This is a genomic window from Paenibacillus sp. FSL R5-0810 (assembly GCF_038002285.1).
GTDB lineage: Bacteria > Bacillota > Bacilli > Paenibacillales > Paenibacillaceae > Paenibacillus_AQ > Paenibacillus_AQ lactis.
In genome coordinates this window covers 2853996-2878495 of sequence record NZ_JBBOCF010000001.1, presented here as the reverse complement: position 1 = coordinate 2878495, position 24500 = coordinate 2853996, and the positions used below count along the sequence as shown (strand labels likewise).

Genomic DNA, 24500 nt, shown 5'->3' with positions numbered 1-24500 from the left:
TTTTATTTATGGTAAAATAGGAAGAATGAAAAAAGAGTTGCATATGAATGAAATAGACAGGTGTGGTGAAATGAAACCCTTTATATACGATTTTTCGTTGGAAGAGCTTCAGGCATGGGCCCAGGAGCAAGGCGAGCCCGCGTTTCGCGGCTCCCAGATTTACGATTGGCTGTACGTTAAGCGCGTCGATTCCTTCGAGGAGATGACGAATCTCTCCAAGGAGCTTCGCTCGAAGCTGGATGCGTCGTTCAGCTTTGTAACCTTGACGGAGATTACCAAGCTTGAGTCGAAGGACGGCACGGTCAAATTTCTGTTCGGCCTTCATGATGATCATGCGATTGAAACGGTCATCATGAAGCACAACTACGGCAACAGCATTTGTGTTACGACGCAGGTGGGCTGCCGGATCGGCTGCACGTTCTGCGCATCGACGCTGGGCGGCCTGAAGCGGAACCTGACGTCCGGGGAGATCGTCGCCCAGGTGGTTCAGGCGCAGAAAATTCTGGACAAGACGGGCGAGCGCGTCTCCAGCATCGTGATTATGGGCTCGGGCGAGCCGTTCGAGAACTATGATGCAACGATGAAGTTTTTGCGCACGATGATTCACGAGAAAGGACTGAACATCGGACAGCGCCACATTACCGTGTCGACGAGCGGCATCGTGCCGAACATTTATAAATTCGCCGAAGAGGATACGCAGATCAATCTGGCGATTTCGATTCATGCGCCGAACGATAAGCTGCGCTCGAAGCTGATGCCGGTTAACCGCCGCTTCCCGTTCGACGACGTCATTGAAGCGCTGCGCTTCTATCAGGCCAAGACCGGACGGCGCATTACGTTTGAGTACGCGCTGATCGGCGGCGTGAACGACCAGGTCGAGCATGCCGAGGAGCTGGCGGACGTCATCAAGGATATGAACTGCTTCGTCAACCTGATTCCGGTCAACCATGTGCCGGAACGCAAATACGTTCGAACATCGCGCAATGACATTTTCAAGTTTCAACGTGCGTTAGCAGACAAGGGGGTCAATGTGACCATCCGTCGTGAACAAGGCCACGATATCGCTGCCGCTTGCGGACAGCTCCGGGCCAAGCATATGGAGTTGAGGTGAGAAGCTTTGATCAGAACGGTTCATGTCAGCCATGTCGGACGCGTTCGTCCTGTCAATGAAGATTCTGTGTTTGTGAGCACGCTGGAGCACGGTTATACGCTGGGTGTGGTCGCTGACGGCATGGGAGGCCATTTGGCAGGCGACACGGCCAGCCGGCTTGCGGTCGATACGGTAGCCGCGGATTTATCCTCCCTCGAGCCGGGGATTCCTTTGGAAGGGATTCGTGCCGCCCTCGGGGATGCGATTCTGCATGCCAACGAAGTGATCTATCAAGAGGCTTCGTCCGATGAGCGGCTTCACAATATGGGCACGACGATTGTAGCGGTGCTGCTCAGCGGCTCCGAAGGCTATATCGGGCACATCGGGGACAGCAGAGCTTATAAGGTTGCTTCCGGGCAAGTGACGCGCCTTACGGATGACCACACACTGGTGAACGAGCTGTATAAAAGCGGACAGATCACCGAAGATCAGCTGGAGACCCATCCCCGAAAAAATGTGCTGAGCCGTGCGCTCGGAACGGATGAGGATGTGACGGTTGAGCTTACGCCGGTATCCATTTCGGACGGCGAAGTGCTGCTTCTGTGCAGCGATGGACTCAGCAACCGGGTAAGCCGCGACCTGATTGGTCAAATTTCCGGCTCCCTTGACCTTCCTCTGGAGGAACGGGCGGATCGCCTGCTTCAACTGGCGCTTCTCGCCGGCGGCGAGGACAACATTACAGTCGCTATGTTTGAGCATCAAGAAGAGGTTGTCGGGCAACGTAAAAAGGGGTGGGATTCATGATCGGGCATGAATTGGCTGGTCGTTACAAAATTATAGAACGCATCGGCGGAGGCGGAATGGCGCTCGTCTACAAGGCTCAGGATATCCTGCTGAACCGGAATGTAGCGATCAAGGTGCTGCGCCAGCAGTTCGTCCATGACGAGGAATTTATTCGCAGATTCCGGCGCGAGGCGCAATCGGCCGCATCGCTGTCCCATTCCAATGTGGTCAGCATTTACGATGTCGGCCAAGAGGAAGACGTGCACTATATCGTCATGGAATATATCGAAGGTCAGAATTTGAACGAGATCATTAAAGAGCGGGCGCCGCTGCAGGTGGACGAAGCAGTGCGGATCGCCACCCAGATCTGTGATGCGCTGGATCATGCCCATCATAACCAGATTATTCATCGGGACATCAAGCCGCATAACATTCTGATCGGACGGAACGGACGGGTGAAGGTGACCGATTTCGGGATTGCCCGGGCCGTGACGTCGACGACGATTACGCAAACCGGATCGGTTGTCGGATCCGTGCATTATTTTTCGCCCGAGCACGCCAAAGGCGTCGTGACGGGTGAAAAATCGGATTTATATTCCTTAGGTATCGTGTTATATCAAATGCTGACCGCCCGTCTGCCGTTTCTCGGCGAGAGTCCAATCAGCGTTGCGCTGAAGCATCTGCAGGAGGAGTTCGACGAGCCGCGGGAGGTCAATCCGCTCATTCCGCAAAGCGTGGAGAACGTCATTCTGAAATCGATGCGCAAAAATCCGGAGGAGCGCTACCAGTCCGCTCAAGAAATGATGGCTGACCTGGAGACATGCCTTCTGCCTTCCCGCTTGAACGAGCCGAAGATGGAGTTCGAGGAGGACGAGGATTCCACGCGGGTGATGCCGGCACTCAAGACGATGCAGCGCAGCAGCCATCATCCGGACGATGAGCCGGATGAGGATGACGAAGAGGATGATGATGAGGACCGGACGCCGGGCAAACCGAAGAAGAAATGGGTGAAGCCGACGGTCATCGTCGCTTCGGTGCTGCTGTTCCTGGGAATCATGGCCGGTGTGGTCATGTATGTGAACAACATGCTTGAGGTTCCGGAGGTTACTGTACCTGGGGTAATTGGCATGACCGAGGAGGAAGCCATCCGGACGCTGGAGGGCGAAGGATTGACGGTGGATCCGGAAGTGATCCGCGAATACAAGCCGAACGTTACGGAAGGCGAAGTATTTGACCAGAGTAAGCCGGAGGGCACGAAGGTGAAGAAAGACTCTCCGATTCAGTTGTCCGTAGGGGCGGCGAAGCCGCTTGAGAAAATGCCGAACCTGAGCGGGAAAACGTATGAGCAAGCCGTCGAGGCTTTGACCGCGTTGGGCATTGCCGCTGAGGCAATAAATAAGTCTGAAGAAAACCATGACGAGATCGAAGCGGGTATGATCATCAGCCAAAATCCATCTCCCGATACGGACCTCGATCCTGATAAGGCCGCAGTCAGTCTGGTCGTCAGCAAAGGCAAAAAATTTGTCAAGATGCCGGCTCTCGTCGGCATGACCGAAGAGCAGGCCAGAGATGCGATCGAATCGCGGGGCCTCGTCGTTGATGCGGTCAAGCAAAAACCGAGCTTCGAAGTCAAACAGGGCATCGTGATGGAGCAGTGGCCTTACGAGGCGAACGCAGAAGTCGCCCCTGGGGAGAAAATTACATTTTTCGTCAGCTCCGGCTATCCGCCCGAGGCGCTGGAATACAATTACAGCGTTCCGATTTCTCCGGCTTACGAAGGGCAGGAGAGCAAAATTCGCATCGTGTTCTCGGACGCGCTGGGCGACAACCAAGAGGCCGTAAACAAAACGATTACGACCTCGGAATGGGTATCGGTGAAGCTGCTGCTCGCACCGGATAAGCACGCAACCGTCCAAATTTTCCGGGATGGCCGTCAGGTGGAAACGTACAGCGTCAGCTACAGCGACGTCAAGAACGGAACCGTGCCGCAGCCGACGATGGAACAGCCGCCTTTACCGCCGGATATGCAGGTTGATACGAATCCGGATGAAGGCACCGAAGGAACCGATGGCGGTGAGGAAGGCTCGGACGCGGAAGACGATTCCGCTTACGAGTGGGAGCCGGGCAACGGCAATGGAAATGGTCATGGCCGGGGCAAGGGCAATGAATGATCAAACGGTTATTCGATAGCAGCCGGTCTGGAATATACCATCGTGAAAACCAAATGAAATACATCCAAATTTCAACAAGAAAGGTGAGGCCTATTTTATGCTCGAGGGACTGATCGTGAAGGCACTAAGCGGATATTACTATGTGAAACCATTGCGAGATAACCAGTTGATATCCGGGGAGGACCAAGCGGTTCAATGCAGAGCCCGCGGCATTTTCAAAAAGAGAGGCATCTCTCCGCTCGTTGGAGACCGCGTCATGTATTCATTGACTGAGAATGGAGAGGGGACCGTGGATGAAATTCTTCCACGGTCTTCCGAATTAATTCGCCCGCCTGTCGCTAATGTCGACTTGGCGGTGCTCTTGTTTTCGGTTAAGGAGCCGGATCTGAACCTGCTCCTGCTGGACAAGTTCCTCGTGCATATTGAGCATGCGGGGCTTGACGCCGTCATCGTTCTGACCAAGCAGGATCTGACGGACGCTTCGGACGAATCCGCGGAAAAGGTGAAGCGGATGTACGAAGAGATCGGCTACGAGGTGATGATCACCAGCTCGCTCCAAGGCATTGGCGTCCAGCAGGTGAAGGATCGCCTGGCAGGCGAGATCAGCGTGTTCTCGGGGCAATCCGGGGTCGGCAAGTCGACTTTGCTCAATGCCCTGATGCCGGGACTGGCGCTGGAAACGAGCGAAATCAGCCTGCGCCTCGGGCGCGGCCGCCATACGACGCGGCACGTCGAACTGATCGAGCTGGATAACGGCGGGTATGTAGCGGATACGCCGGGCTTTAGCCAGCTGGACTTTCTGGAGCTTGGCGTCGAGGAACTGTCCAGCTGCTTCCGGGAATTCGCTCCGCATGCGGCGGAATGCAAATTCAGAGGCTGCAGCCATCTGCATGAGCCAGGCTGCCGGGTGATCCAGGCCGTAGAGGATGGAACCATCCAAGCCGGCCGCTACGAGCACTATGTGGAGTTTTTTACGGAGATGAAAGACAAGAAGCGGAGGTATTAAGCGATATGATTAAAATAGCGCCATCGATATTGTCGGCCGATTTTGCCAAGCTAGGGTCCGAAATCAGGGAGGCGGAGGCAGCCGGAGCGGACTGGATTCATGTGGACGTCATGGACGGCCATTTTGTTCCCAATATTACGCTCGGGCCACCGATCGTTCAGGCGATCCGGCCGCATACGACGCTGACGCTCGACGTGCATTTGATGATTGAGCAGCCGGAGCGCTACGTTGCCGATTTTGCCAAGGCCGGAGCGGATTTGATCACGGTTCATGCCGAAGCCTGTCCGCATCTTCACCGCGTCGTTCACCTAATCAAGGAGCAGGGGGTAAAAGCTGGGGTTGCCATTAACCCGGCCACACCGGCGCATGTTCTGGAGGAAATTCTTCCGGATCTCGACCTCGTGCTGGTCATGACCGTCAATCCGGGCTTTGGCGGACAAGCCTTTATCGAACGGACGGTAGGCAAAATCTCGCAGCTGCGGGCACGCGCCAATGAACTCGGCCTGTCTTCCCTTCATATCGAAGTGGACGGCGGCATCACGGCGGAGACGGCGCCGCTGGTAGCGGGCGCGGGTGCGGATGTGCTGGTGGCGGGAAGCGCGGTATTCGGCAAGGCCGACCGGGCCGAGGCGATTGCCCGAATCCGGAACAGCGCAACATCTTAATCCGGAAGCGGCAGTCCGAATGTCATAGGGCGGAGAATTTCCGCATAAATATGGTTACATGAGCTGGGTTCTCATGTAGCCTTTTTTGTCTGTGTTCACATCTATGGGCTTGGTGCATAACATAGTCTAGGAAGGCATGAGAATGATGGGGAGGGTGAGACATGAAATTCTATACGTTCAAGCTGCCGAAGTTTCTGGGAGGTTTTGTGAAGGCGATTCTCAACACGTTTCACAAGAGCTGACAGCTTGTCCCGGCGTAACACAAAACCTCCGCCCGGGACGGCCGCGCCATGCCGGTAGGGGAACAGGCAGGATGCAAACCGATGGAAGTGCCCGAGCGAACAAGACATACTGCAGCTTAAGGGGCTGTTCTTGCGCGGCGCAAAGGAGTGCAGGCTTGGCAGCGGGCCGGCCTTAGCTTCTTATGCGCGGTTAAAGAGGCCCAGGACATAATGAACGCCATATGGAGCCCGTACCTAAACCGGAAGTTTTTCTTGCATACAGAACAGAATGCATATCTTTCGGAAGACCCGGCATTAAGGGCATTCGCTTATCTTTGCCGCTGAAGGCTTGCTAACGGGGATTTCGCGATACAGACGGGGAGGAGCTGCTTTCTCCCACTAAAAAAAGCACCTGCGATCCGCTGAAGGTGCTTTTTGTTTAGGAGCATATATGTATCGTAAACGCAAGAAAAACTTCCTTGTCCCGATGCCGCCCATATCTTTGGAGCGCCTTGGAGATTACAGAAGTTTTTCTTCATATAACATGAGATGATTATACGCGAGTCACTTTACCGGATTTCAATGCGCGAGTGCTGACGTATACACGCTTAGGCTTGCCATCCACGAGGATGCGAACCTTCTGAACGTTAACGCCCCAAGTACGCTTGTTGTGGTTATTAGCATGGGAAACATGGTTACCGCTGCTTGGTTTCTTGCCAGTTACATAACATTTGCGAGCCATCAATTACACCTCCTTGTTCCTAAACCCTGCATGAAACAATACTTAAATATAATATCACAGTAAAAATTGCCGCGTCAACTGCCCTAAAAACATTTATTTCTCTTTCTTCTTATAGTACAATGTTGATTAGTCCATAATATTCGAAAGACAGTGTATTGTGGGCTGGTCGGCATGACTCCGTAAGCATCTGGAGACTGCCCGAGACGAGAGGAGACGAGATCAGCCCATCAGCATGTTGCGATCGGTTTAATCATAGAAAGTCTATTATTTATCGCTTTGGGCATTTCGTCGGCTATTAGCTATCAAATAGAGATAACAGTTTTCGTAAGAAGGTTTAAAGGGTATCAAGCCAGGAAGGGGAATTCTCATTGAGTAAGCGTTCTTTGAATGGAACAGAATTTACCGCGATGGTCCTAGCCGGAGCGGAGCAGCTGCAGCAGCATGCGGAACATGTCAACTCGCTGAACGTGTTTCCGGTGCCGGACGGCGACACGGGAACGAACATGAATTTGACCATGACCGCTGGGGTTGCCGAATTAAAGAGCAAGCACTCGGAATCCGTCGGACACAGCGCCGGTGTACTGTCCAAGGGGCTTCTAATGGGCGCGCGGGGGAATTCGGGGGTTATTCTGTCCCAGTTATTTCGCGGCTTCAGCCGGTATGCGGCGCCTTATACAGAGCTGAACGCGCATCAGTTCGCGGCTGCATTACAGACCGGGGTCGAAGCTGCCTATAAAGCCGTAGTCAAACCCGTTGAAGGAACGATCCTTACCGTTGCCAAGGAAGCGGCCAAGCATGCCGTCTATTATTCCCGCCGCAGCAGCGACATCATCGAGCTGATGGAGCAAGTGCTGGCTAAGGCGAAAGAGACGTTGTCGCAAACTCCGGAAATGCTTCCGGTGCTGAAGCAGGTCGGCGTCGTAGATTCGGGCGGACAGGGTCTTGTGTATATTTATGAAGGATTCTTGGAAGCGCTCCGTAGAGAGGATGCACCCGGCACGTTCGCTGCCGCAGGGGGACAAGCCGCAACGGTCGCAGCCAAGGCTGAGCCTATCAGCACCCCGGCTCCGAGCCTGCAGACGGTTACCGCACCTCCGTCATCCGCTCAATCCCAGTTGTCGACGGAAGATATCGAGTTCTTGTATGATATGGAATTTTTCATCAATCGTCAGCTTGGTGATGGAGCACGTGCCGAATTTGATGAGGATCAGTTCCGGAAAGCGCTTGCTGTTAATGGGGATTCGATCATCGTCATCTCCGATGACGAAACGATTAAGGTTCATGTTCACTCCAAAGCTCCAGGTGATGTGCTGAATTTGGCACTGCTTTATGGCGAGATCACCCAGATTCATATTTTGAACATGCGTGAGCAGCATCGCGAGCTGCTGACGACCGGCATGGATATCGCGCCGATGCCGGAGCTGTTTGCCGATATCCCGGCCGAGCCGAAGACTCCGGAAGCTCCGGCCGTGCCGCCGGCGGATGAGATTGCGCCGTACGGATTCATTGCCGTATCCTCGGGGGACGGCATCTCGGACATCTTCAAGAGCTTGGGCGTTGACGTCGTGCTGTCCGGCGGACAGACGATGAATCCGAGCACGGAGGATTTCGTGAACGCGATCTCCTCGATCTCGGCACAGCAAATCTATATTTTGCCGAACAATTCCAATATCGTGCTGGCTGCCCAGCAGGCTCGAGAGCTGCTGGAGGGCGAGCGTCAAGTGACGGTTATTCCAAGCAAGACGATTCCGCAGGGCATTGCGGCCGCGTTTGCTTTCCAAGAGGATGAGAGCACGGACGTGAACACGGACAACATGCTGGATGCGATTTCCCGTGTGCAATCCGGGCAGGTGACTTATGCGGTACGCGACACGACGATCGACGATTTGGAGATTAAGGCGGGACAGTTCATCGGAATCCGCAACTCCAGCATTGTGGCAGCGACCCCTGATCTGATTACGACGTCCCAGGAGCTGCTTGGCAAGATGCTTCAATCCGGAGACGAGATCGTCACGCTGCTTACGGGAGCGGACGCGTCGGAGGAATCAACGAACGCATTGACGAGCTGGCTTGAAGAGCAGTATCCGGATGCGGAGGTTGAGGTGCATTACGGCGGACAGCCGATCTATGCCTATCTGTTCTCCGTAGAATCTTGATCAATTGGACCGGTGTTAATTTAAAGGTATTTTTTAGGAGGGGTTCCGGTGAATAAGACCGTGATTGTGACAGACAGCACAGCGGATATTCCGGCAGACCTGGTGAAGCAGCACAACATTCATATCGTGCCGCTGAGACTGATGTTCGGGGAAGAGACCTATTTGGACGGTGTTGAAATATCGGCAGGGGAATTCTACAAGAAGCTGATACAATCAACGCAGCTGCCGACCACCTCCCAGCCGTCGCCGGCGGATTTCGTTGCCGTGTATGAATCCATTCTGGACCGGTATCCGGGCTGCTCGATTATATCAATACACATTTCATCGGGACTGAGCGGCACCTACCAGTCCGCTTTGCTCGCGACCTCGCTCATTGAGCGGGATGCGGATATAACCGTATGGGATTCCAAGTCCGCCTCCTACGGCTTCGGCCTGTTTGTCGTACATGCGGCAAGGCTTGCCGAAGAGGGAGCGGCGGCTGCGGATATCGTGGCCTCCTTGGAGGAGCTGCGCAGCAAACGGAGACTGTATTTCCTGGTCGATACGCTGGAGTACTTACAGAAGGGCGGAAGGATCGGCAAGGCTTCGGCCGTGCTCGGTACGCTGCTTAACATCAAACCGATCCTGTCCATTGATGATGAAGGCATTATTTTTCCGGTAGAGAAGGTTCGCGGACGCAAGAAAGCGACCGCCCGCATGATCGAGCTGTTTCAGCAGGATCTGCCGGGAGTTCGTCATATCAAGGTGGCTGTGGGACATACGGCCGACCGGTCTCTGGTGGAGGATTTCCTGCAGCAGCTATCAGCGGTGTTCACGGTGGAGGATGTCGTATATTCCGAAATCGGCCCCGTGATCGGCACGCATGTCGGGCCGGGAACGATTGCAGCTTATATTTGGCCTGCTTAAGTGAGGTAGATGATAGATATGAGTCTCAAACTCGATTCCATATCCGTCAGACAGATCAACGGCGTGAGCGCTCTGAAAGAAGGGGAGCTTCACGCCTTTGGCGTCTATACGGTTAAGGATTTGCTCGAATATTATCCGTTCCGGTATGAGGATTACCGGCTCCGGAGTTTAAGCGAAGTGAAGGACGGGGATAAAATCACGATCCAGGCGAAAGTCGCCAGCGTTCCCGTTCTGCAGCGTTACGGGCGAAAGTCCCGTCTGACCTGCAAAATGCTGGCTGAGAGCTGGATGTTTACGGCGACCTGGTTCAATCGGCATTTTCTGAAGGACCAGCTGACCGCCGGGCGGGAAATCGTGCTGACCGGGAAGTGGGATCAACGGAGAATGCAGCTGACCGTCTCGGAGTCCGAATTCCCTGATAAAGGGGCATTCCGCAGCGGCACACTGCAGCCCGTCTATTCCATCGGCGGGAAAATTACGCAGTCCTGGATCCGCAAGACGATGGGACAGGCATTGGAGCAGTACGGGGAGATGATCCCTGAAATTTTGCCGAAATCGCTGCTGCAGAAGTACGATCTGATGCCGCGGAAGCGTGCGATTATGACGATCCATCAGCCGGTCGATTCCAGGGAAGGACAGGAAGGCCGGCGCCGGATGGTATATGAGGAGCTGTTTCTGTTCCAGCTGAAGATGCAGGCGTTCCGCGCATTGAACCGCGGCCGGATGGACGGGGTGGTTCATACGGCCGATAATGCCACCATCCGGGAATTCGTGCGCAGTCTGCCGTTCGAGCTGACCGATGCCCAGAAGAAGGTGGAGCTGGAGATTTTGCATGACATGCGCTCTCCTTATTGCATGAACCGTCTTCTTCAAGGAGATGTCGGCTCGGGAAAGACGGTCGTTGCGGCTATCGCCTTGTATACGACCGTGCGATCCGGCTTTCAGGGGGCCTTGATGGTGCCGACCGAAATTTTGGCGGAGCAGCATATGCGCTCCCTGCAGAAGCTGTTCGAGCCGTTCGGCATTACGGTAGGCCTGCTTACCGGAAGCGTGACGGGGAAAAAGCGCAAGGATCTGCTGGCCTCGCTCCAGATGGGATTGACGGATGTCGTTGTCGGCACGCATGCTCTCATCCAGGACGATGTATTTTTCCGGCAGCTGGGTCTTGTCGTCACCGATGAGCAGCACCGGTTTGGGGTCAATCAGCGGAGCATCCTCCGCCGTAAAGGCTACAATCCCGATGTGCTTACGATGACCGCAACGCCGATACCGCGGACGCTGGCTATTACCGCCTTCGGCGATATGGATGTGTCGACGCTGTCGGAGCGTCCGAAAGGGCGCATTCCGATCACCACGTATTGGGTCAAGCATGATCTGATGGACCGTGTGCTTGGCTTTATCTCCAGGGAAGTGGATCAGGGCCGGCAGGCGTATCTGATCGCGCCGTTGATCGAGGAGTCGGATAAGCTGGATGTGCAAAATGCGATCGATCTGCATGTCCAGATGCAGCAAGCGTTCCCGCGCTATCGGGTCGGCTTGCTGCACGGGCGGATGACGCCCGCCGAGAAGGATGAAGTGATGCGCCAGTTCTATGAGAATGAAGTGCAGCTGTTAATTTCGACCACGGTCGTGGAGGTCGGCGTCGATGTGCCGAACGCCACCCTGATGGTCATCATGGACGCCGACCGCTTCGGCTTGTCGCAGCTGCACCAGCTGCGGGGCCGGGTCGGCCGTGGTCAGCATGCGTCGTACTGCGTGCTGGTCGCGGATCCGAAGTCCGAGGTAGGGCAGGAGCGGATGCAGGTGATGACCGAAACGGAGGACGGCTTCGAGGTGTCGCGGCGGGATTTGGAGCTGCGGGGTCCGGGGGATTTCTTCGGGACCAAGCAGAGCGGTCTGCCGGAATTCCGTCTGGCCGACATGGTGGCCGATTTCAAAGTCGTGGAGGAGGCAAGGGATGATGCGGCCGCTCTGGTGAGCGACAGCTCCTTCTGGACCTCCCCCGAGTACGAGCCGCTGCGGGATTATTTGCAGCAGGAGAAGATTTTTCAAGGCGATATTATGGATTAATCCTAAGGGCTTACAAGCTCGAAGAAGAGAAGCAGCCCCGGCCGGGAGCGGGAGCAGGAGCAGGATGCGGGAATCCGTTGGCACAATGGACGGGCCTTCGTCATATACTCAAAAAAGGCGACAGCAATTATTACGGGAGGTGCCTTACCATTGAGTTATCAGCAGTACGGGATTAGTCCGCAGCTGGTGGAACGCATCAAGCTTAAGATGAAAAACCCGCTCGTCAAAGAAAGAATCAAGGGCCTGACGCAGGGCTTGACCAAAGCGGATCTGCAGAACAGCATGAAGGTGCATCAATTGGTGCGAACCGCCAGCGGCATCTTAAATGAAAAGCTGAGCTCCGTACAGGAACAGCAGATCGTTCAATTCGTGCTTGCACAGCGCATCGATCCGAACAATACATTTCATTTAATCAAGCTGTGGGGGATGTTCCGTTAAAAACTGAGCGTGCATCGGGAGATTTCAGCATAAGACGAAGCCCCCGCAGGAGGGTCTCCTCCTGAGCCGGGGGCTTCTTGCGCGTTTGGATCCATACGCTGCGGGGATGTCAGCTGCTTGTTATCGAGCGGATGCATTCCTCCGTATCATTCTTGACGGAGTTGACGATGGTGCTGACGGGATGGGCCTCCATCTCCTCAGCGGGATAGGGCCTCAGGAGCGCACGAAGCGATTGGAGCGCGGAGGATGCGCCTGCATCGCTTCCCTCCGGGGCGGCGCTCCGGTCAAGCCATAGCGCTTCGTCTTCTTGGCGGAGAATGACAGGCATCCGGTTATGAATGGGCTCCATCAGCGTGTTGGGCTCTGTTGTAATGATGGTGCAGGTGCTTAATTTCTGCCCGTCCGGCGTGATCCACGTGTCGTAGAGCCCGGCCATGCTGAAGATGCGGCCGCTGCGCATGCTGATGCGAAGCGGCTGCTTTCCTTCGCCGGTTTTCTGCCATTCGTAAAATCCGTCGGCAGGGATGAGGCATCTTTTCCGATAAAAGGGTATCCTATAAGCAGGCTTCTCCTCAAGCGTTTCACTCCGCGCATTGATCATCTTGCTGCCGGCGGAGGGGTCCTTCGCCCACGATGGGACGAGCCCCCATTGCAGCTGGCCGATCCGGTTGGACCGCCCGTCATGGATGATGGCCGTTACCATTTGCGTCGGGGCAATATTGTAGCGCGGCATGTGAAAGGGAGAGACGGACTCGGGATCGAGCATATACCTCATCATCAGCTCTTCCCAGGTGACGGTGAGCGTAAAACGTCCGCACATTGGTTATTTCGGCCTCCTCAACTAGCGAATTCATCGGTTTGAGTTGAGTATACCATGCAGGGATCGCATTCCCAAGAAGCTCCGGCTTCTCTCATGTTACGAGCATTAGAAATGGAGGATATTTTGTGTTTGATTTAAAAGCTAACGGCACCTCGGTAAAGACCGAAGTGGTTGCCGGTATTACGACCTTTTTTACAATGGCTTATATTACGGTGGTGAACCCGCTCATATTGTCTGAGGCCGGTGTGCCGTTTGAGCAGAGCTTTACGGCGACGATCATTGCTGCCGTGATCGGTACCCTGCTGATGGGGCTTGTTGCGCGCTATCCGATCGCTGTTGCACCCGGGATGGGGCTGAATGCGTATTTTACATACTCGGTCGTTCAGGGGCATGCGGGACTTGGGTACATCGAAGCGTTCTCGGCGGTGTTCATTGCCGGCATCCTGTTCCTGCTGCTGTCCATGACGACTCTTCGGCGCAGGCTGATCGAGATGATCCCGGCGAATCTGAAGCATGCGATAACCGTCGGAATCGGGTTGTTCATTGCCTTTCTCGGCTTGCGGATGAGCGGTATCATTACAGCGCATCCGGATAATCTGGTGGCGCTCGGTGACCTGCATCAACCCAGCGTGGTGCTCGCACTGGTTGGTTTGGTCGTAACTTTGGTGCTGTTGTCCCGCGATGTGAAGGGCGCTTTGTTTATCGGGATGATTATTACGGGAATCATTGCTTATTTTGCGGAAATGCTGTCGTTTACGAACGGTGTCGTGTCAGCGCCTTCGCTCCCTGAAGGGATTCTCGTATGGAACCCGATCACGGCGGCTTCCGATGTTATTTCCCACAGCCTGTATGCAGTCGTATTCTCCTTCCTGCTCGTCACGCTGTTCGATACGACCGGAACGGTCGTCGGCGTTGCCGAACAGGCCGGCTTTATGAAGGATAACAAGCTGCCCCGTGCCGAGCGTGCGATGTTCTCGGACTCCGTGGCGACCGTTGCCGGCTCGATGGTCGGCACCAGTCCGACAACCGCCTATATCGAGTCGGCTGCAGGCGTTGGCGCAGGGGGGCGGACCGGCCTTACGTCCGTGGTCGTGGCGCTCCTGTTCGTGGTGGCGGCCTTCTTCAGCCCGCTCATCGGTGCCGTCGCCGGCTTGTCCGCGATTACGGCGCCTTCGCTGATCGTGGTCGGATGCCTGATGCTGAGCAATGTCCGCCATATCGATTGGAAGGACTTTGACGAGGCGTTCCCGGCCTTCCTCGTTATTCTCACGATGCCGCTCACGTCCAGCATTGCGACCGGCATTGCGTTCGGGTTCATTTCGTACCCGCTGATGAAAATCGTAAAGGGCAAGTGGAAAGCCGTTCACCCGCTTATGTATATTTTTGCCGTGCTGTTTGTCCTGCAGCTTGTTTTTGTTCCGCATTGACTTCTTGCCCGGCAGGACCACCTTGCTTGATGGTCCGTTTGTCTTAACCAAGCCCCTTCGGCCTTGCGCGCCGGAGGGGCTTCGTTCGTTGCGAAAGTTTAATATATCCCGCTAAAGTTCCGGGGCGCTTCGGGGACAACAGGGTTAAATTTACATTGATAAAAGAACGAATGTTCGCATATAATACAAACAAACGTTCCCGTTACGAGGTGGATAGTGATGTTGAGTATTGGGCTAAAGTCAGACGAAACCAAGCTGGTAAAGGACTACGCTCTATTGCCGTTATTGCTCGATGTGCTGGAACATGACCGGGACATTCTGTTCCGGTCGGATCTAAAGACCTCAGAGCTGACCAAGGTTATGATCGAGCGCATAGAGAGGGCGGCATTGGCCGATTTAACGGCAGCTCGAAGGAATATGCGGGAGATCGGCTTAAAGGTGTACGACAACCGAAAGACCCGACTCGGGATTGAAGTGGAATTTATGTGCAGAGGGTACCGACATAAGCTGTCCATGCTGTGGGGGCTGATCGAGGCGGAAATCGAGGAGCGGTCGTACAGCTACCTGGGCTTGAAAATCGCAGACAAGGGGTGTCTGTCATGAAGCCGGCCAAACGGGTTGTCATGTTGGCGGACTGCCAGTCGTTTTACGCGAGCGTGGAGAAGGCGGAGCATCCGGAATATAAAGGCCGACCTCTAGTCGTTGCCGGCGATCCGGAAAGACGGTCCGGCATCGTGCTGGCGGCATGCCCGCTTGCTAAGAAGAGAGGCATAACGACAGCCGAGAGGCTCGGGGAGGCGCTCGCGAAATGTCCGGACGTCGTCGTTATCAAGCCGCGGATGCAGAGGTATATCGATGTCTCCATGCAGATCACGGAGATCTATAAGTCCTATACCGATTTGGTCGAGCCGTACAGCATCGACGAGCAGTTCCTTGACGTGACGGGCAGCTTGCATTTATACGGCTGCACGCCGGAGGAGCTTGCCCGAATGATTCAGGATCATGTCCAGGATGCGACAGGGGTGTATACACGCTTTGGAATTTCCGAAACGAAAATCCTCGCCAAGACCGCCTGCGACAATTACGCGAAAAAATCCGCATCCGGAATCTACACCCTGCCTAAAGAAAATCTTGCCGAAACGCTGTGGAAGCTTCCCGTAAACCAGATGTTTATGGCCGGCAGCAGGATGACCCGGCATTTCAATGTCATGGGGCTGCCGACGATCGGCAGCGTTGCCCAGACCCCTCTCCCTAAGCTCAAGCAGATGATGCGGCGGAAGTTCGGGAAAAACTCGGATATCCAGGCTGAATTGTACTGGAGAATTGCCAACGGGATCGATGATAGTCCCGTACGTCCGGGGACGCACCAGGTTGATCCTAAGTCGGTTGGTCATATGATGACCCTGCCCCGCGATTACGGCAGGCTGGAGGAGATTAAGGTCGTGCTGCTCGAGCTGACGGAGCTTGTATGCCAGCGATGCCGCGGACTCGGCTTTATGGGCCATGTCGTAACCGTCGGCTGCATGGGAGCGGACTTTGACCGCCCTACGGGATTTTCGCGGCAAATGAAGATGGAGGATCCCTCCAACATTACGAATCAAGTTTACCGCTGGGCGTGCAGGCTGCTGGAGAAGTATTGGGACGGCCTGCCGATCCGCAGGGTGGGCGTCAGTTTATCGCAGCTTACCCCGGATACGGAATATCAATTGTCCCTGTTCGATATGGGGCGCGAGAAATCGATGGCGCTTGAGCGGGTGACCGATGCCTTAAAGCGCAAGTATGGGGATAGCATCGTCATTCGGGCCGTCTCCAAAACGGAGGCGGGCCAAGCGCTGGATCGTTCAGCTAAGATAGGAGGACACTTTAGATGACAACACGAAAAAAGCTGGAAGGCAACGGGCTGTGGGAATCCAGCCGCATGATGCTGCCCGAGCACAAAGCGACGATTATTCGGCAGCAGCTTGAAGAGGGAAGAAAGGATAAGCCAAACCTGGATCCGCAGGAAATGGAGCTGATCGAGCGCATGCTGGCCGAGTCTTTCCATGAGCACCGGACCATTTCGTTACAGCTTTACGATGAATACGAGGATGTTGAGCTCACCGGAGTCGTTACAACCGTGCTGACTCAAAGACGGGAGATCAAGCTGGTCCTCGGACCCGGGGAGTGGGAATGGATAAAGATCGATGAGATCGTATCCGTCAGATAGGTTGGTTTGGGACGGCGGCAGATTACCTTCCGCCGTTTTGGGTATGACTAGAATAATAAGGGGTAGAAATGAATTTGAACGAGCTACACAGGTTCTTCACAACTGGTTGATATGATCGTAAGCATCACGGATCGAAAGGAGTTTTTGGAACCATGTTCAAAAAAGGATTAAAACCGATGATTGTATGGCTCATTGCCGCTTTCTTGCTCTTGGCCCTGGGAGCTTGCGGCAACGCAAATACGAACGGCGAAACGAGCAATGCAGGAAAGCAAGACCATGCGGGGGAGATGGACCACAGCAAAATGAACCATTCCGGTTCCGGCGAGGTGCCTGAAGGCTTGAAGGAAGCCAAGAATCCGACTTATGGCATAGGAACGCAAGCCGTGATAGACTCCGATCACATGGCGGGCATGAAGGGAGCAACGGCAACGATTGTCGGTGCTTACGACACAACGGTTTATACGATTTCGTACACGCCGACCACCGGCGGAGAAGAAGTCAAGAATCATAAGTGGGTCATTCACGAAGAATTGCAGAACCCGGGAGCGCCACCTTTGCAGCCAGGCACGGAAGTCGTTGTCAATGCAGACCACATGGAAGGGATGAAGGGCGCAACCGCGAGGATCGATTCGGCCGAGCAAACGACGGTGTATATGGTTGACTTCACGCCAACGACAGGCGGCGAGGAAGTGAAGAATCATAAATGGGTGACAGAAAGCGAATTATCGCCGGTCCAATCATGATTTGGCATGCTCAGAAGCATGGCGGAAGTCCCGGCATGTGATGAGGTAATATGTATTCCTGAATGGAAGTCATCGATAGTAAGGGCGTGGCAAATGGGTTGTCATTGCAGTCAATTGCAGTCATTTGCACGCCCACGCTCTAGGAACGGGCTCGCTGCGGCGTGTCCGTTTTGTTCGTTTACCAGCTCGTTGACACCTCCCGAGTCCGTCACCTTAAAGCCGATATTTCCGGAGGCCGTTGGAAGCTAGACGCCGGACGAGGATGGAACCAAACCAAACAGCTGCTGCGTCACGAAAAGATCAGGAAGCACCCTAGGTCACGGCAAGATCAGGAATATAGGTTTACTTTTCATCCAAACGAAGGTTTAATGAAGGTGAATGAAATTGAAAGCGTTTTAGAAGTACATACGCGAGGGAGGTAATGGAATGCATTCGAGCCAAAGCCAAGAAAGACCTAATATTTTGTTGATTACGGTAGATCAGATGCGTTTTGATTGTCTTAGCATTGCAGGCCACCCCATCGTCGAGACGCCCAATCTGGACGAGCTCGCCCGAAACGGCGTACGGTTCAGCCGCGCCTATTCCGCTACGCCGACCTGCGTGCCTGCACGTGCAGCCATCTTTACCGGGCAATCGCAGCGAACTCACGGCCGCGTCGGATATCAGGACCGTGTCCCTTGGAATTATGAGAGAACCTTGCCTGGAGAACTGGCGAGAGCGGGTTATCATACGCAGTGCGTCGGTAAAATGCATGTGTATCCTGCGCGCAGCTTGATGGGATTTCATAACGTAGTCCTCCACGACGGGTATCTGCACCATAACCGCAACAATCACAGCATTCCGATGCGGGAGCACTACGATCAAGTCGACGATTATGTTCCGTGGCTTCGCGAGCGGGTACCCGGTGCGGATCTGATCGATCTCGGCCTTGACTGCAACGCATCGACGGTCGCCCGGCCTTGGCATCTGCCCGAAATGCTGCATCCGACCAATTGGACGGTCACGCAATCCATTGATTTCCTCCGGCGCCGGGACCCCGGGAAGCCGTTCTTCCTGTGGATGTCCTTCGTGCGCCCGCATCCGCCATTCGATCCCCCGCAAGCCTATCTGGACCTGTATGAGGAAGCCGAAATACCGGAGCCGCCGGTTGGAGATTGGGCAGAGAAGGAGGATGTCTCTCAGGCGGGGCTTTCCCCGGTCACGGGGCGGGGAATCGTGCCCAAACGGCGCCTGCGTAAAGCAATGGCGGCATATTACGCCCTGATCACGCATTTGGATCATCAGATCGGTCGTTTCCTTCAAGCGCTGCACGAATATGGGGAGCTGAACAATACGGTGATTGTGTTCACCTCCGACCATGGCGAGCTGCTCGGGGACCACCATTTGTTCCGAAAATCTCTGCCGTACGAAGGAAGCGCCCATGTGCCGTTTATCGTAAACGATCCGGGGAACCGGTTGGGATTAAAACGCGGCCTGGTGGCGGATCAACTGGTGGAGCTGCGGGATATCATGCCATCGCTGCTTGAAGCAGCCGGTGCGCCTATCCCGGATACGGTGGAAGGACAGAGCATCTGGGGGCTCGCATCGGCAGAACAGGGAGGGAAGGAAGGAGCCGTGGCCTGGCGCAGCCACCTGCATGGCGAGCATGCTCAAGGGCTTCAGTCGAGCCACTGGGTCACGGACGGGAAGGAGAAGTTCATCTGGTATTCCCAAACCGGCGAGGAGCAGTTCTTTGATTTGGAGCATGATTCGGAGGAGCTGCACAACGCAATCCGGGATGAACCGTATCAGGAGCGCATCAATCATTGGCGATCCGTCCTGGTTCGGGAGCTGGAAGGGCGCGAAGAGGGCTATACGGATGGCCGGAAGCTCATTGCAGGCCGCCAGCCGAAAGCCGTGCTGTCGCATATCCGGGTGTGAGGTTGAATGCCCGCATGTTTTCGAATCCGTCATCCGAAAATGACGCAAAGTCGTGAAGGGTTCCCTGGGCCTGCACGCACTTCAGGTATACTTTATGTATAATGACAGTATGGTCATGTCGCTTGGAGCAGCTGAATTTCGATAGAAAAGGATGCGATACAATGAAAAAGATCATGAACAAACCGGAGAACCTCGTCAAGGAAATGTGCAGCGGTTTTGTCATGGCTCATCCGGAGCTGGAGTTTGACCCGAAATATACGTTCATTAAGAAAAGGGAGCTTAATCAGGATAAAGTCACCCTGATCAGCGGCGGGGGCAGCGGCCATGAACCGGCGCATGCCGGCTTTGTAGGGAAGGGAATGCTGGACGCGGCCGTCTGCGGCGACGTGTTTGCTTCGCCATCCCAGATTCAGGTATATCAGGCGCTCAAGTCAACGGCAAGCCGCAAGGGAACGCTTATGATCATTAAAAATTACAGCGGAGACATGATGAATTTCAAGAATGCCGCTCATCTGGCCGGCGAGGACGGTCTTCAGGTCGATTACGTCAAGGTTGATGACGACATCGCCGTGGAGGACAGCCTGTATACCGTAGGGCGGCGAGGCGTGGCAGGAACGGTGCTGGTACATAAAATCGCCGGTGCAGCCGCTGAGGCCGGGCTGTCTCTGGAAGAGGTCAAGGCCGCGGCGCAAAGCGCGATTGCCAACGTCAAAAGCATCGGCTTCGCGCTCACCTCATGCACGGTGCCTGCCAAAGGCACTCCGACCTTCTCCATTGGCGGTGAGGAGATGGAATATGGAGTCGGCATCCATGGCGAGCCGGGGATCCGGCGGGAAAAGATGCTGTCCGCCGATGAGCTGGCGAAGCGGATGGTAGCGGAGCTGCTGGAAAGCCTGCAGGCCGGGGGCGCTTCCGTGAAAGAGGTTGCCGTGCTGGTCAACGGATTCGGGGGAACCCCGGTCCAGGAGCTTTACTTGCTGAACCATGCGGTTATGCGGGAATTGCATCGCCTGAATGTGGCGGTATACCGGGTTTTTGTCGGGAACTATATGACCAGCATTGATATGGCAGGCGCTTCGCTATCCATCATGAACTTAAATGATGAACGGAAGCGCTGGCTGAGCGCGGAATGCAGCACGCCGGCCCTCGTCGTCCGGGAGCTGCATGATCATTATCCGGTCCGTTACATCGGAGAAGCGGCGGAGAAGGACAGCACGAAGCCGGTATCGTTCCGGACGATAACCGACGAGGCATATGCGGTGATTCAAGAAGACCGTCTGTCGCTTCACAATCTGATCTATGCAATCGATAAAATGAGCGAAATCATTATTGAGAATGAAGTTCCGTTCTGCGAGCTGGATGCCCATGCAGGTGACGGCGACTTCGGCATGAGCGTGGCCAAAGGCTTCAAGCAGCTCAAAACCGAATGGGACGATCTGCTATCCCAGGCGAAAGATATGGGAAGCTTCTTGGGGGCATGCTCGCTGGTCATTATGGAGCACTGCGGAGGAGCATCCGGTCCGATATGGGGCTCCGCCTTCCGCGCAGCGGGCAAATACGCCGGCAGCCGTACGGAGCTGACCGTATCGGAAATCGCCGATATGCTGGCTGCGGTCGTTCAGGGCATCCAGGAGACGGGGGAACGATCCTTCGGCAGAGGAGCCGTCGTCGGCGACAAGACGCTGATGGATGCCCTGATCCCTTATGCGGAGTCCTGGAAGGCGAGCGCAGGCTCCGGCGAGGATTTGATCGAAGCCGGCGTGAATGCGGCCCGGGCTGCGGTGGAAGGCGCGAAGCGGACGGAAACTTTCGCAGCGCGGATGGGACGGGCCGGCACGGTCGGCGAGCGGAGCATCGGGTATCCCGACGCTGGTGCCCATGCGCTCGGCGTCATATTTACGGCGCTCTCTGAGTCTTTTCGGAAATAGCCCCTTGCAGCTTCTCCCAGGCATGGAAAGACGACCTCGGCTCTTTAATTTCTTGGGGTTGAGCATGTATTCTTCCGGGGCTGGTATTTATCTGCTGCCGGGCCGAAACGAAAAATCCCAAGGAAGCAGAGCGCTGGATGCATGGGGACGGTGAGCACGGTAGGCCGGGCACAATTGGATGGGAGCAACTGCCTGGCAATTGGATGGTGTGCGGGTCCCGTTTGTTCATTATAATGAAACTTGAAAGTAAATCGCCGGATCAACTCATGGAGCCGCTCCATGGGGTGTTAGGTCACAATGAATAATCGAATGGGGTTGTATGGGGATTGGTTATGTACATCATCGTGATCGCCCTGGCAATCATCGGGGGCGTATCCACGCTGCTGGTGGGATTGTCCAAGGAAAACCAGAAAGAAAATCCGAACTATATGCGCAAAACCCGAAAAAATCTAACGAAGCTGCTTATTATCTATCTGGCTTCCATCATTGCGTTCATCGCGATATGGCTGATCTTTAAATGACGATAGGCGCGCAAGGCTCCCGGTCAAGCACCGGGAGCCTTTTGCGTGGTTACATCATTGCGTGGTTACATCATTGCGTTGGTTACATCATTGCGCGGTTACAGTAATGCGTGGTCAGCGTAGTAGGCGGGGTCTCAGTTTAAGATGGACCTTAAGGCAGCGGCGAACCGGGAGATGCCCTCCGGGATATCCTCCGTATTCGCCCGGCCGTATGTGAAGCGCACGTGGCCGGAGGCAGATCCGTAGACACTGCCCGGAACGAAAACCATGCCGCGCTGAATGCAGGCTTCAAGGAGCTTGCCGTCATTCACCTCAGGCGCGATGGTGCACCACAGATGCAGTCCGCCCTCCGGGTGTCTCCAGCGAATCATACCGGGGAGCTCACGCTCCAGTGCGGCGATCGTTAAATTGCGTTTATGGCGCAATCTGGACCTCAGCCGGTCGATGTGGGGGAGGAAATAGCGGGAGTTCAAAAATTGGGCCGCTACCTGTTGGGGGACGACGCTTAATCCGAAATCCATCTGCTGCCTCGCGTCGGAGAGCCGTTTGACGATCGAATGGGGGGCCACCATCCAGCCGACGCGCAGTCCGGACGCCGCCATTTTCGAGAAGGAGCCGATGTAGAGAACGGAGCCGGCGCGGTCGGCAGATTTCAAAGAGGGCGCTGGCTTTCCGTCATAAGCTGTCATGCTAAACGGATCATCCTCAACGATCGGCAGTCCGAGCTCGCCTGCAATATGCAGCAGACGCTCCCTTCTTTCCGGAGAGAGCAGGGCCCCCGTCGGATTCTGGAAGTTTGGATTGAGAAAAATCATTTTGATGCGGTGTTTATGATACAGCTCGTATATGTCATCCGGATGGATGCCCTGTTCGTCGACGGGAAGCCGGAACAAGCGCAGCCCGGCCGATTGGAACATAGGCAGGGAGTAGCAGTACGAAGGATCTTCGATAGCAACCGCATCCCCCGGCGACAGCAAGCATTGCGTAATGAGATACAGCGATTGCTGGGACCCTGATGTAATTAAAATGGACGATGCCGCCGTATGGATGCCCCGGTATTCCCGCAAAAATGAAACGAGCGTATCCCGCAGCGGCTCATAGCCCTGCGGGTTGTCGTATCCAAGATACATCATGGGCCATTTCTCGCTCATGATGGCATGAAGCTCCTCGAGCGGCGACAATTCGGCGGCAAGCTCGCCGCCTGCAAAATCGATCATCGAAGGATCGAGCTCAAGCGCCTCGCGGATTCTGCGCAAAAAGGGCGGGCTTGGAAGAAAGCTGCCGCCTTCGGCATAACGGTGCCAATTCGGCGTATGCTTTGGCGTGACGCCCCACTTCGTGACGCTGACTCGCGTGCCGCTGCCTGGACGGCTCTCCAGAATTCCCAGCGAGCGAAGCTCCGAATAGGCCAAGACCACGGTGCTGCGGTTGACACCGAGCTGATCCGCCAGCTTTCGTTCCGACGGAAGCACGCTGCCGGCCGGGAACTCGCCGTAAGCGATTTTTTGCTCCAGTTCGTCGGCGATCTGTTTATAGAGAGGTTTGGCACTGGTCCGATCAAGTTCCCACAAATTGTTCATCCTTTCGGTTGAAGATGGTTGCGGCGCTTTTGTTATCATACCATCCTTCGCAAGCCTCATCGCTTTTCAATATGTAACATAATGATGACAAATTCCATATAGGTTGCTGCATATTGGCTGGCCTCATAGGTACGCGCTTGGTAAGTTAGACGATGAGCAGGGAGGAAGCTATTTCTGCGCCTTTAACTGCGTTAGGGCCGCTTTAAGCTCGGGATACCGGAATCGGAAGCCGTGGTCCAGCGCTTTTGCCGGTACGATGCGCTGGCCCTTGAGCAAAATGAGCGACATTTCGCCGAGGGCCCCCTTAAGCAGAACAGCAGGGAGGGGAAACCAATGCGGCCGGCGGTACACGCTGGCGACCGTTCGCCCGAACTGGTCATTCGTGACGGCATGCGGCGAGGCGGCATTAACCGGGCCTGATATATCGTCATGGCGGATGCAGTAATCAATCAAGCCAACCATGTCGTCAATATGAATCCAGGAGAACCACTGCTTACCGTTTCCGATTTTGCCGCCTGCCCCGAGCTTATAGGGAAGCAGCATCTTCGGAAAAGCGCCGCCTTCATTGCCGAGAACGACGCTGATGCGAAGCTTGATCAAGCGCTCGGCAGGAATGCGGTCCGCTGCTGCTTCCCATTGCTGTACGACACGGGACGGGAAATCCTGAACGGCAGCAGGGCTGGTTTCATCGAACGTCAACGTTTCAGATGTGCCGTAAATGGCCATGGCCGAGGCTTGGACAACGACTGACGGCTTATGCTTCAGGCGGTGCAAAAGTTCAGCCACGGTCAAGACGGTCTGCTGCCGGGAATCCATAATCCGTTTCTTCCCGCGTTCCGTCCAGCGCTGGCTGAGCGATGCTCCGGCCAGATTAATCAGCGCATCCAGATGCTCGAACCGCTCCGGGCTGTCCTTCATATTATCCCAGGTGAGATAAGACAATTGCCCTTGATTATGCTGAATCGGGAGCTGGCGTCCCGCGTCAGGGAGCGATCTCGTAACGATGATAACCTCATGTCCTTCGCTTAACCAGCGTCTGGATAACGCTTGCCCGATAAAGCCGGTGCCTCCGCATATTGCATAACGCATGAATTTCCGCCTCCTTCA

At 55.1% G+C, this 24500-nt stretch carries 22 protein-coding genes; 18 read left to right on the top strand and 4 right to left on the bottom strand.

Going from position 1 to position 24500, the window contains the following annotated elements:
* The first annotated feature begins 70 nt into the window (after positions 1-70).
* The 6 genes from rlmN to spoVM all read left to right on the top strand — a co-directional run bounded on the left by rlmN (position 71) and on the right by spoVM (position 5957).
* On the top strand, positions 71-1111 hold the full coding sequence (rlmN, locus tag MKX76_RS13075; protein ID WP_007129654.1) for a 23S rRNA (adenine(2503)-C(2))-methyltransferase RlmN: 1041 nt from the start codon (positions 71-73) through the stop codon (positions 1109-1111).
* A gap of 6 nt (positions 1112-1117) precedes the next feature.
* Complete coding sequence (locus tag MKX76_RS13070; RefSeq protein WP_007129655.1) at positions 1118-1894, top strand: Stp1/IreP family PP2C-type Ser/Thr phosphatase; 777 nt, start codon at positions 1118-1120, stop codon at positions 1892-1894.
* Entirely contained in the window at positions 1891-4044 is a 2154-nt protein-coding gene (gene pknB / locus MKX76_RS13065; protein ID WP_007129656.1) for a Stk1 family PASTA domain-containing Ser/Thr kinase, read from the top strand. Before MKX76_RS13070 ends, pknB begins: the two co-directional genes overlap by 4 nt.
* A gap of 97 nt (positions 4045-4141) precedes the next feature.
* Positions 4142-5050, top strand: coding sequence for a ribosome small subunit-dependent GTPase A (gene rsgA / locus MKX76_RS13060; RefSeq protein ID WP_007129657.1), 909 nt, complete (start codon positions 4142-4144; stop codon positions 5048-5050).
* A gap of 5 nt (positions 5051-5055) precedes the next feature.
* Positions 5056-5715 carry a ribulose-phosphate 3-epimerase gene (rpe, locus tag MKX76_RS13055; protein ID WP_007129658.1) on the top strand — a complete coding sequence of 220 codons (660 nt, stop codon included), beginning with the start codon at positions 5056-5058 and terminating at the stop codon, positions 5713-5715.
* Between the two features lie 161 nt (positions 5716-5876).
* Positions 5877-5957 carry a stage V sporulation protein SpoVM gene (gene spoVM / locus MKX76_RS13050; protein WP_034273235.1) on the top strand — a complete coding sequence of 27 codons (81 nt, stop codon included), beginning with the start codon at positions 5877-5879 and terminating at the stop codon, positions 5955-5957.
* A 532-nt stretch (positions 5958-6489) separates the two neighbouring features.
* On the opposite strand, the gene rpmB is transcribed toward spoVM, so the two are convergent.
* Positions 6490-6678, bottom strand: a complete 189-nt coding sequence (gene rpmB / locus MKX76_RS13045; protein WP_007129659.1) for a 50S ribosomal protein L28 — start codon at positions 6676-6678, stop codon at positions 6490-6492.
* 368 nt (positions 6679-7046) lie between these two features.
* Here rpmB and MKX76_RS13040 point away from each other — a divergent pair, with 368 nt between their 5' ends.
* From MKX76_RS13040 to MKX76_RS13025, 4 genes are all read left to right on the top strand, one after another.
* On the top strand, positions 7047-8834 hold the full coding sequence (locus MKX76_RS13040; RefSeq protein WP_040738474.1) for a DAK2 domain-containing protein: 1788 nt from the start codon (positions 7047-7049) through the stop codon (positions 8832-8834).
* Positions 8835-8882: 48 nt separating this feature from the next.
* Positions 8883-9740, top strand: a complete 858-nt coding sequence (locus MKX76_RS13035; protein WP_007129661.1) for a DegV family protein — start codon at positions 8883-8885, stop codon at positions 9738-9740.
* A gap of 18 nt (positions 9741-9758) precedes the next feature.
* The gene (gene recG, locus MKX76_RS13030) at positions 9759-11810 is read left to right on the top strand and encodes an ATP-dependent DNA helicase RecG (RefSeq protein WP_007129662.1); all 2052 of its coding nucleotides are present in this window, start codon (positions 9759-9761) and stop codon (positions 11808-11810) included.
* Between the two features lie 150 nt (positions 11811-11960).
* Complete coding sequence (locus MKX76_RS13025) at positions 11961-12248, top strand: stage VI sporulation protein F (protein WP_007129663.1); 288 nt, start codon at positions 11961-11963, stop codon at positions 12246-12248.
* A gap of 109 nt (positions 12249-12357) precedes the next feature.
* Here MKX76_RS13025 and MKX76_RS13020 read toward each other — a convergent pair whose 3' ends face one another.
* On the bottom strand, positions 12358-13068 hold the full coding sequence (locus MKX76_RS13020; RefSeq protein WP_028405240.1) for an SOS response-associated peptidase: 711 nt from the start codon (positions 13066-13068) through the stop codon (positions 12358-12360).
* Between the two features lie 125 nt (positions 13069-13193).
* On the opposite strand from MKX76_RS13020, the gene MKX76_RS13015 reads away from it, so the two are divergent.
* The 8 genes from MKX76_RS13015 to MKX76_RS12980 all read left to right on the top strand — a co-directional run bounded on the left by MKX76_RS13015 (position 13194) and on the right by MKX76_RS12980 (position 21813).
* On the top strand, positions 13194-14495 hold the full coding sequence (locus MKX76_RS13015; RefSeq protein ID WP_007129665.1) for an NCS2 family permease: 1302 nt from the start codon (positions 13194-13196) through the stop codon (positions 14493-14495).
* A 219-nt stretch (positions 14496-14714) separates the two neighbouring features.
* A complete protein-coding gene (locus tag MKX76_RS13010; protein WP_007129666.1) occupies positions 14715-15098 on the top strand; it encodes a hypothetical protein in 384 nt (127 codons plus the stop codon).
* Positions 15095-16366, top strand: coding sequence for a DNA polymerase IV (locus MKX76_RS13005; protein WP_028405242.1), 1272 nt, complete (start codon positions 15095-15097; stop codon positions 16364-16366). Before MKX76_RS13010 ends, MKX76_RS13005 begins: the two co-directional genes overlap by 4 nt.
* A complete protein-coding gene (locus MKX76_RS13000; RefSeq protein WP_007129668.1) occupies positions 16363-16701 on the top strand; it encodes a YolD-like family protein in 339 nt (112 codons plus the stop codon). Before MKX76_RS13005 ends, MKX76_RS13000 begins: the two co-directional genes overlap by 4 nt.
* Positions 16702-16853: 152 nt before the next feature.
* Complete coding sequence (locus tag MKX76_RS12995) at positions 16854-17444, top strand: YdhK family protein (protein ID WP_007129669.1); 591 nt, start codon at positions 16854-16856, stop codon at positions 17442-17444.
* A gap of 426 nt (positions 17445-17870) precedes the next feature.
* Positions 17871-19364: an arylsulfatase gene (locus MKX76_RS12990; RefSeq protein ID WP_341033913.1), complete on the top strand. Its 1494-nt coding sequence runs from the start codon at positions 17871-17873 to the stop codon at positions 19362-19364.
* A 161-nt stretch (positions 19365-19525) separates the two neighbouring features.
* Positions 19526-21292 (top strand): dihydroxyacetone kinase subunit DhaK, encoded by a 1767-nt coding sequence (dhaK, locus tag MKX76_RS12985; protein ID WP_028405246.1) that lies wholly within the window; start codon positions 19526-19528, stop codon positions 21290-21292.
* Positions 21293-21624: 332 nt separating this feature from the next.
* Positions 21625-21813 (top strand): hypothetical protein, encoded by a 189-nt coding sequence (locus tag MKX76_RS12980; protein WP_007129672.1) that lies wholly within the window; start codon positions 21625-21627, stop codon positions 21811-21813.
* 134 nt (positions 21814-21947) lie between these two features.
* On the opposite strand, the gene pdxR is transcribed toward MKX76_RS12980, so the two are convergent.
* Both pdxR and MKX76_RS12970 read right to left on the bottom strand, forming a co-directional pair.
* Positions 21948-23384, bottom strand: coding sequence for a MocR-like pyridoxine biosynthesis transcription factor PdxR (gene pdxR / locus MKX76_RS12975; RefSeq protein ID WP_040738478.1), 1437 nt, complete (start codon positions 23382-23384; stop codon positions 21948-21950).
* A 177-nt stretch (positions 23385-23561) separates the two neighbouring features.
* Positions 23562-24482, bottom strand: a complete 921-nt coding sequence (locus tag MKX76_RS12970) for a TIGR01777 family oxidoreductase (RefSeq protein WP_251536948.1) — start codon at positions 24480-24482, stop codon at positions 23562-23564.
* Between the last annotated feature and the right edge of the window lie 18 nt (positions 24483-24500).

Coding starts and splice junctions, on each gene's coding strand:
- spoVM (WP_034273235.1), top strand. CDS start 5,877: ATGAAATTCTATACGTTCAAGCTGCCGAAGTTTCTGGGAGGTTTTGTG.
- MKX76_RS12990 (WP_341033913.1), top strand. CDS start 17,871: ATGCATTCGAGCCAAAGCCAAGAAAGACCTAATATTTTGTTGATTACG.
- MKX76_RS12970 (WP_251536948.1), bottom strand. CDS start 24,482: ATGCGTTATGCAATATGCGGAGGCACCGGCTTTATCGGGCAAGCGTTA.
- rpe (WP_007129658.1), top strand. CDS start 5,056: ATGATTAAAATAGCGCCATCGATATTGTCGGCCGATTTTGCCAAGCTA.
- pknB (WP_007129656.1), top strand. CDS start 1,891: ATGATCGGGCATGAATTGGCTGGTCGTTACAAAATTATAGAACGCATC.
- MKX76_RS13005 (WP_028405242.1), top strand. CDS start 15,095: ATGAAGCCGGCCAAACGGGTTGTCATGTTGGCGGACTGCCAGTCGTTT.
- dhaK (WP_028405246.1), top strand. CDS start 19,526: ATGAAAAAGATCATGAACAAACCGGAGAACCTCGTCAAGGAAATGTGC.
- rlmN (WP_007129654.1), top strand. CDS start 71: ATGAAACCCTTTATATACGATTTTTCGTTGGAAGAGCTTCAGGCATGG.
- MKX76_RS12995 (WP_007129669.1), top strand. CDS start 16,854: ATGTTCAAAAAAGGATTAAAACCGATGATTGTATGGCTCATTGCCGCT.
- MKX76_RS13020 (WP_028405240.1), bottom strand. CDS start 13,068: ATGTGCGGACGTTTTACGCTCACCGTCACCTGGGAAGAGCTGATGATG.
- rpmB (WP_007129659.1), bottom strand. CDS start 6,678: ATGGCTCGCAAATGTTATGTAACTGGCAAGAAACCAAGCAGCGGTAAC.
- MKX76_RS13000 (WP_007129668.1), top strand. CDS start 16,363: ATGACAACACGAAAAAAGCTGGAAGGCAACGGGCTGTGGGAATCCAGC.
- rsgA (WP_007129657.1), top strand. CDS start 4,142: ATGCTCGAGGGACTGATCGTGAAGGCACTAAGCGGATATTACTATGTG.
- MKX76_RS13010 (WP_007129666.1), top strand. CDS start 14,715: ATGTTGAGTATTGGGCTAAAGTCAGACGAAACCAAGCTGGTAAAGGAC.
- recG (WP_007129662.1), top strand. CDS start 9,759: ATGAGTCTCAAACTCGATTCCATATCCGTCAGACAGATCAACGGCGTG.
- MKX76_RS12980 (WP_007129672.1), top strand. CDS start 21,625: ATGTACATCATCGTGATCGCCCTGGCAATCATCGGGGGCGTATCCACG.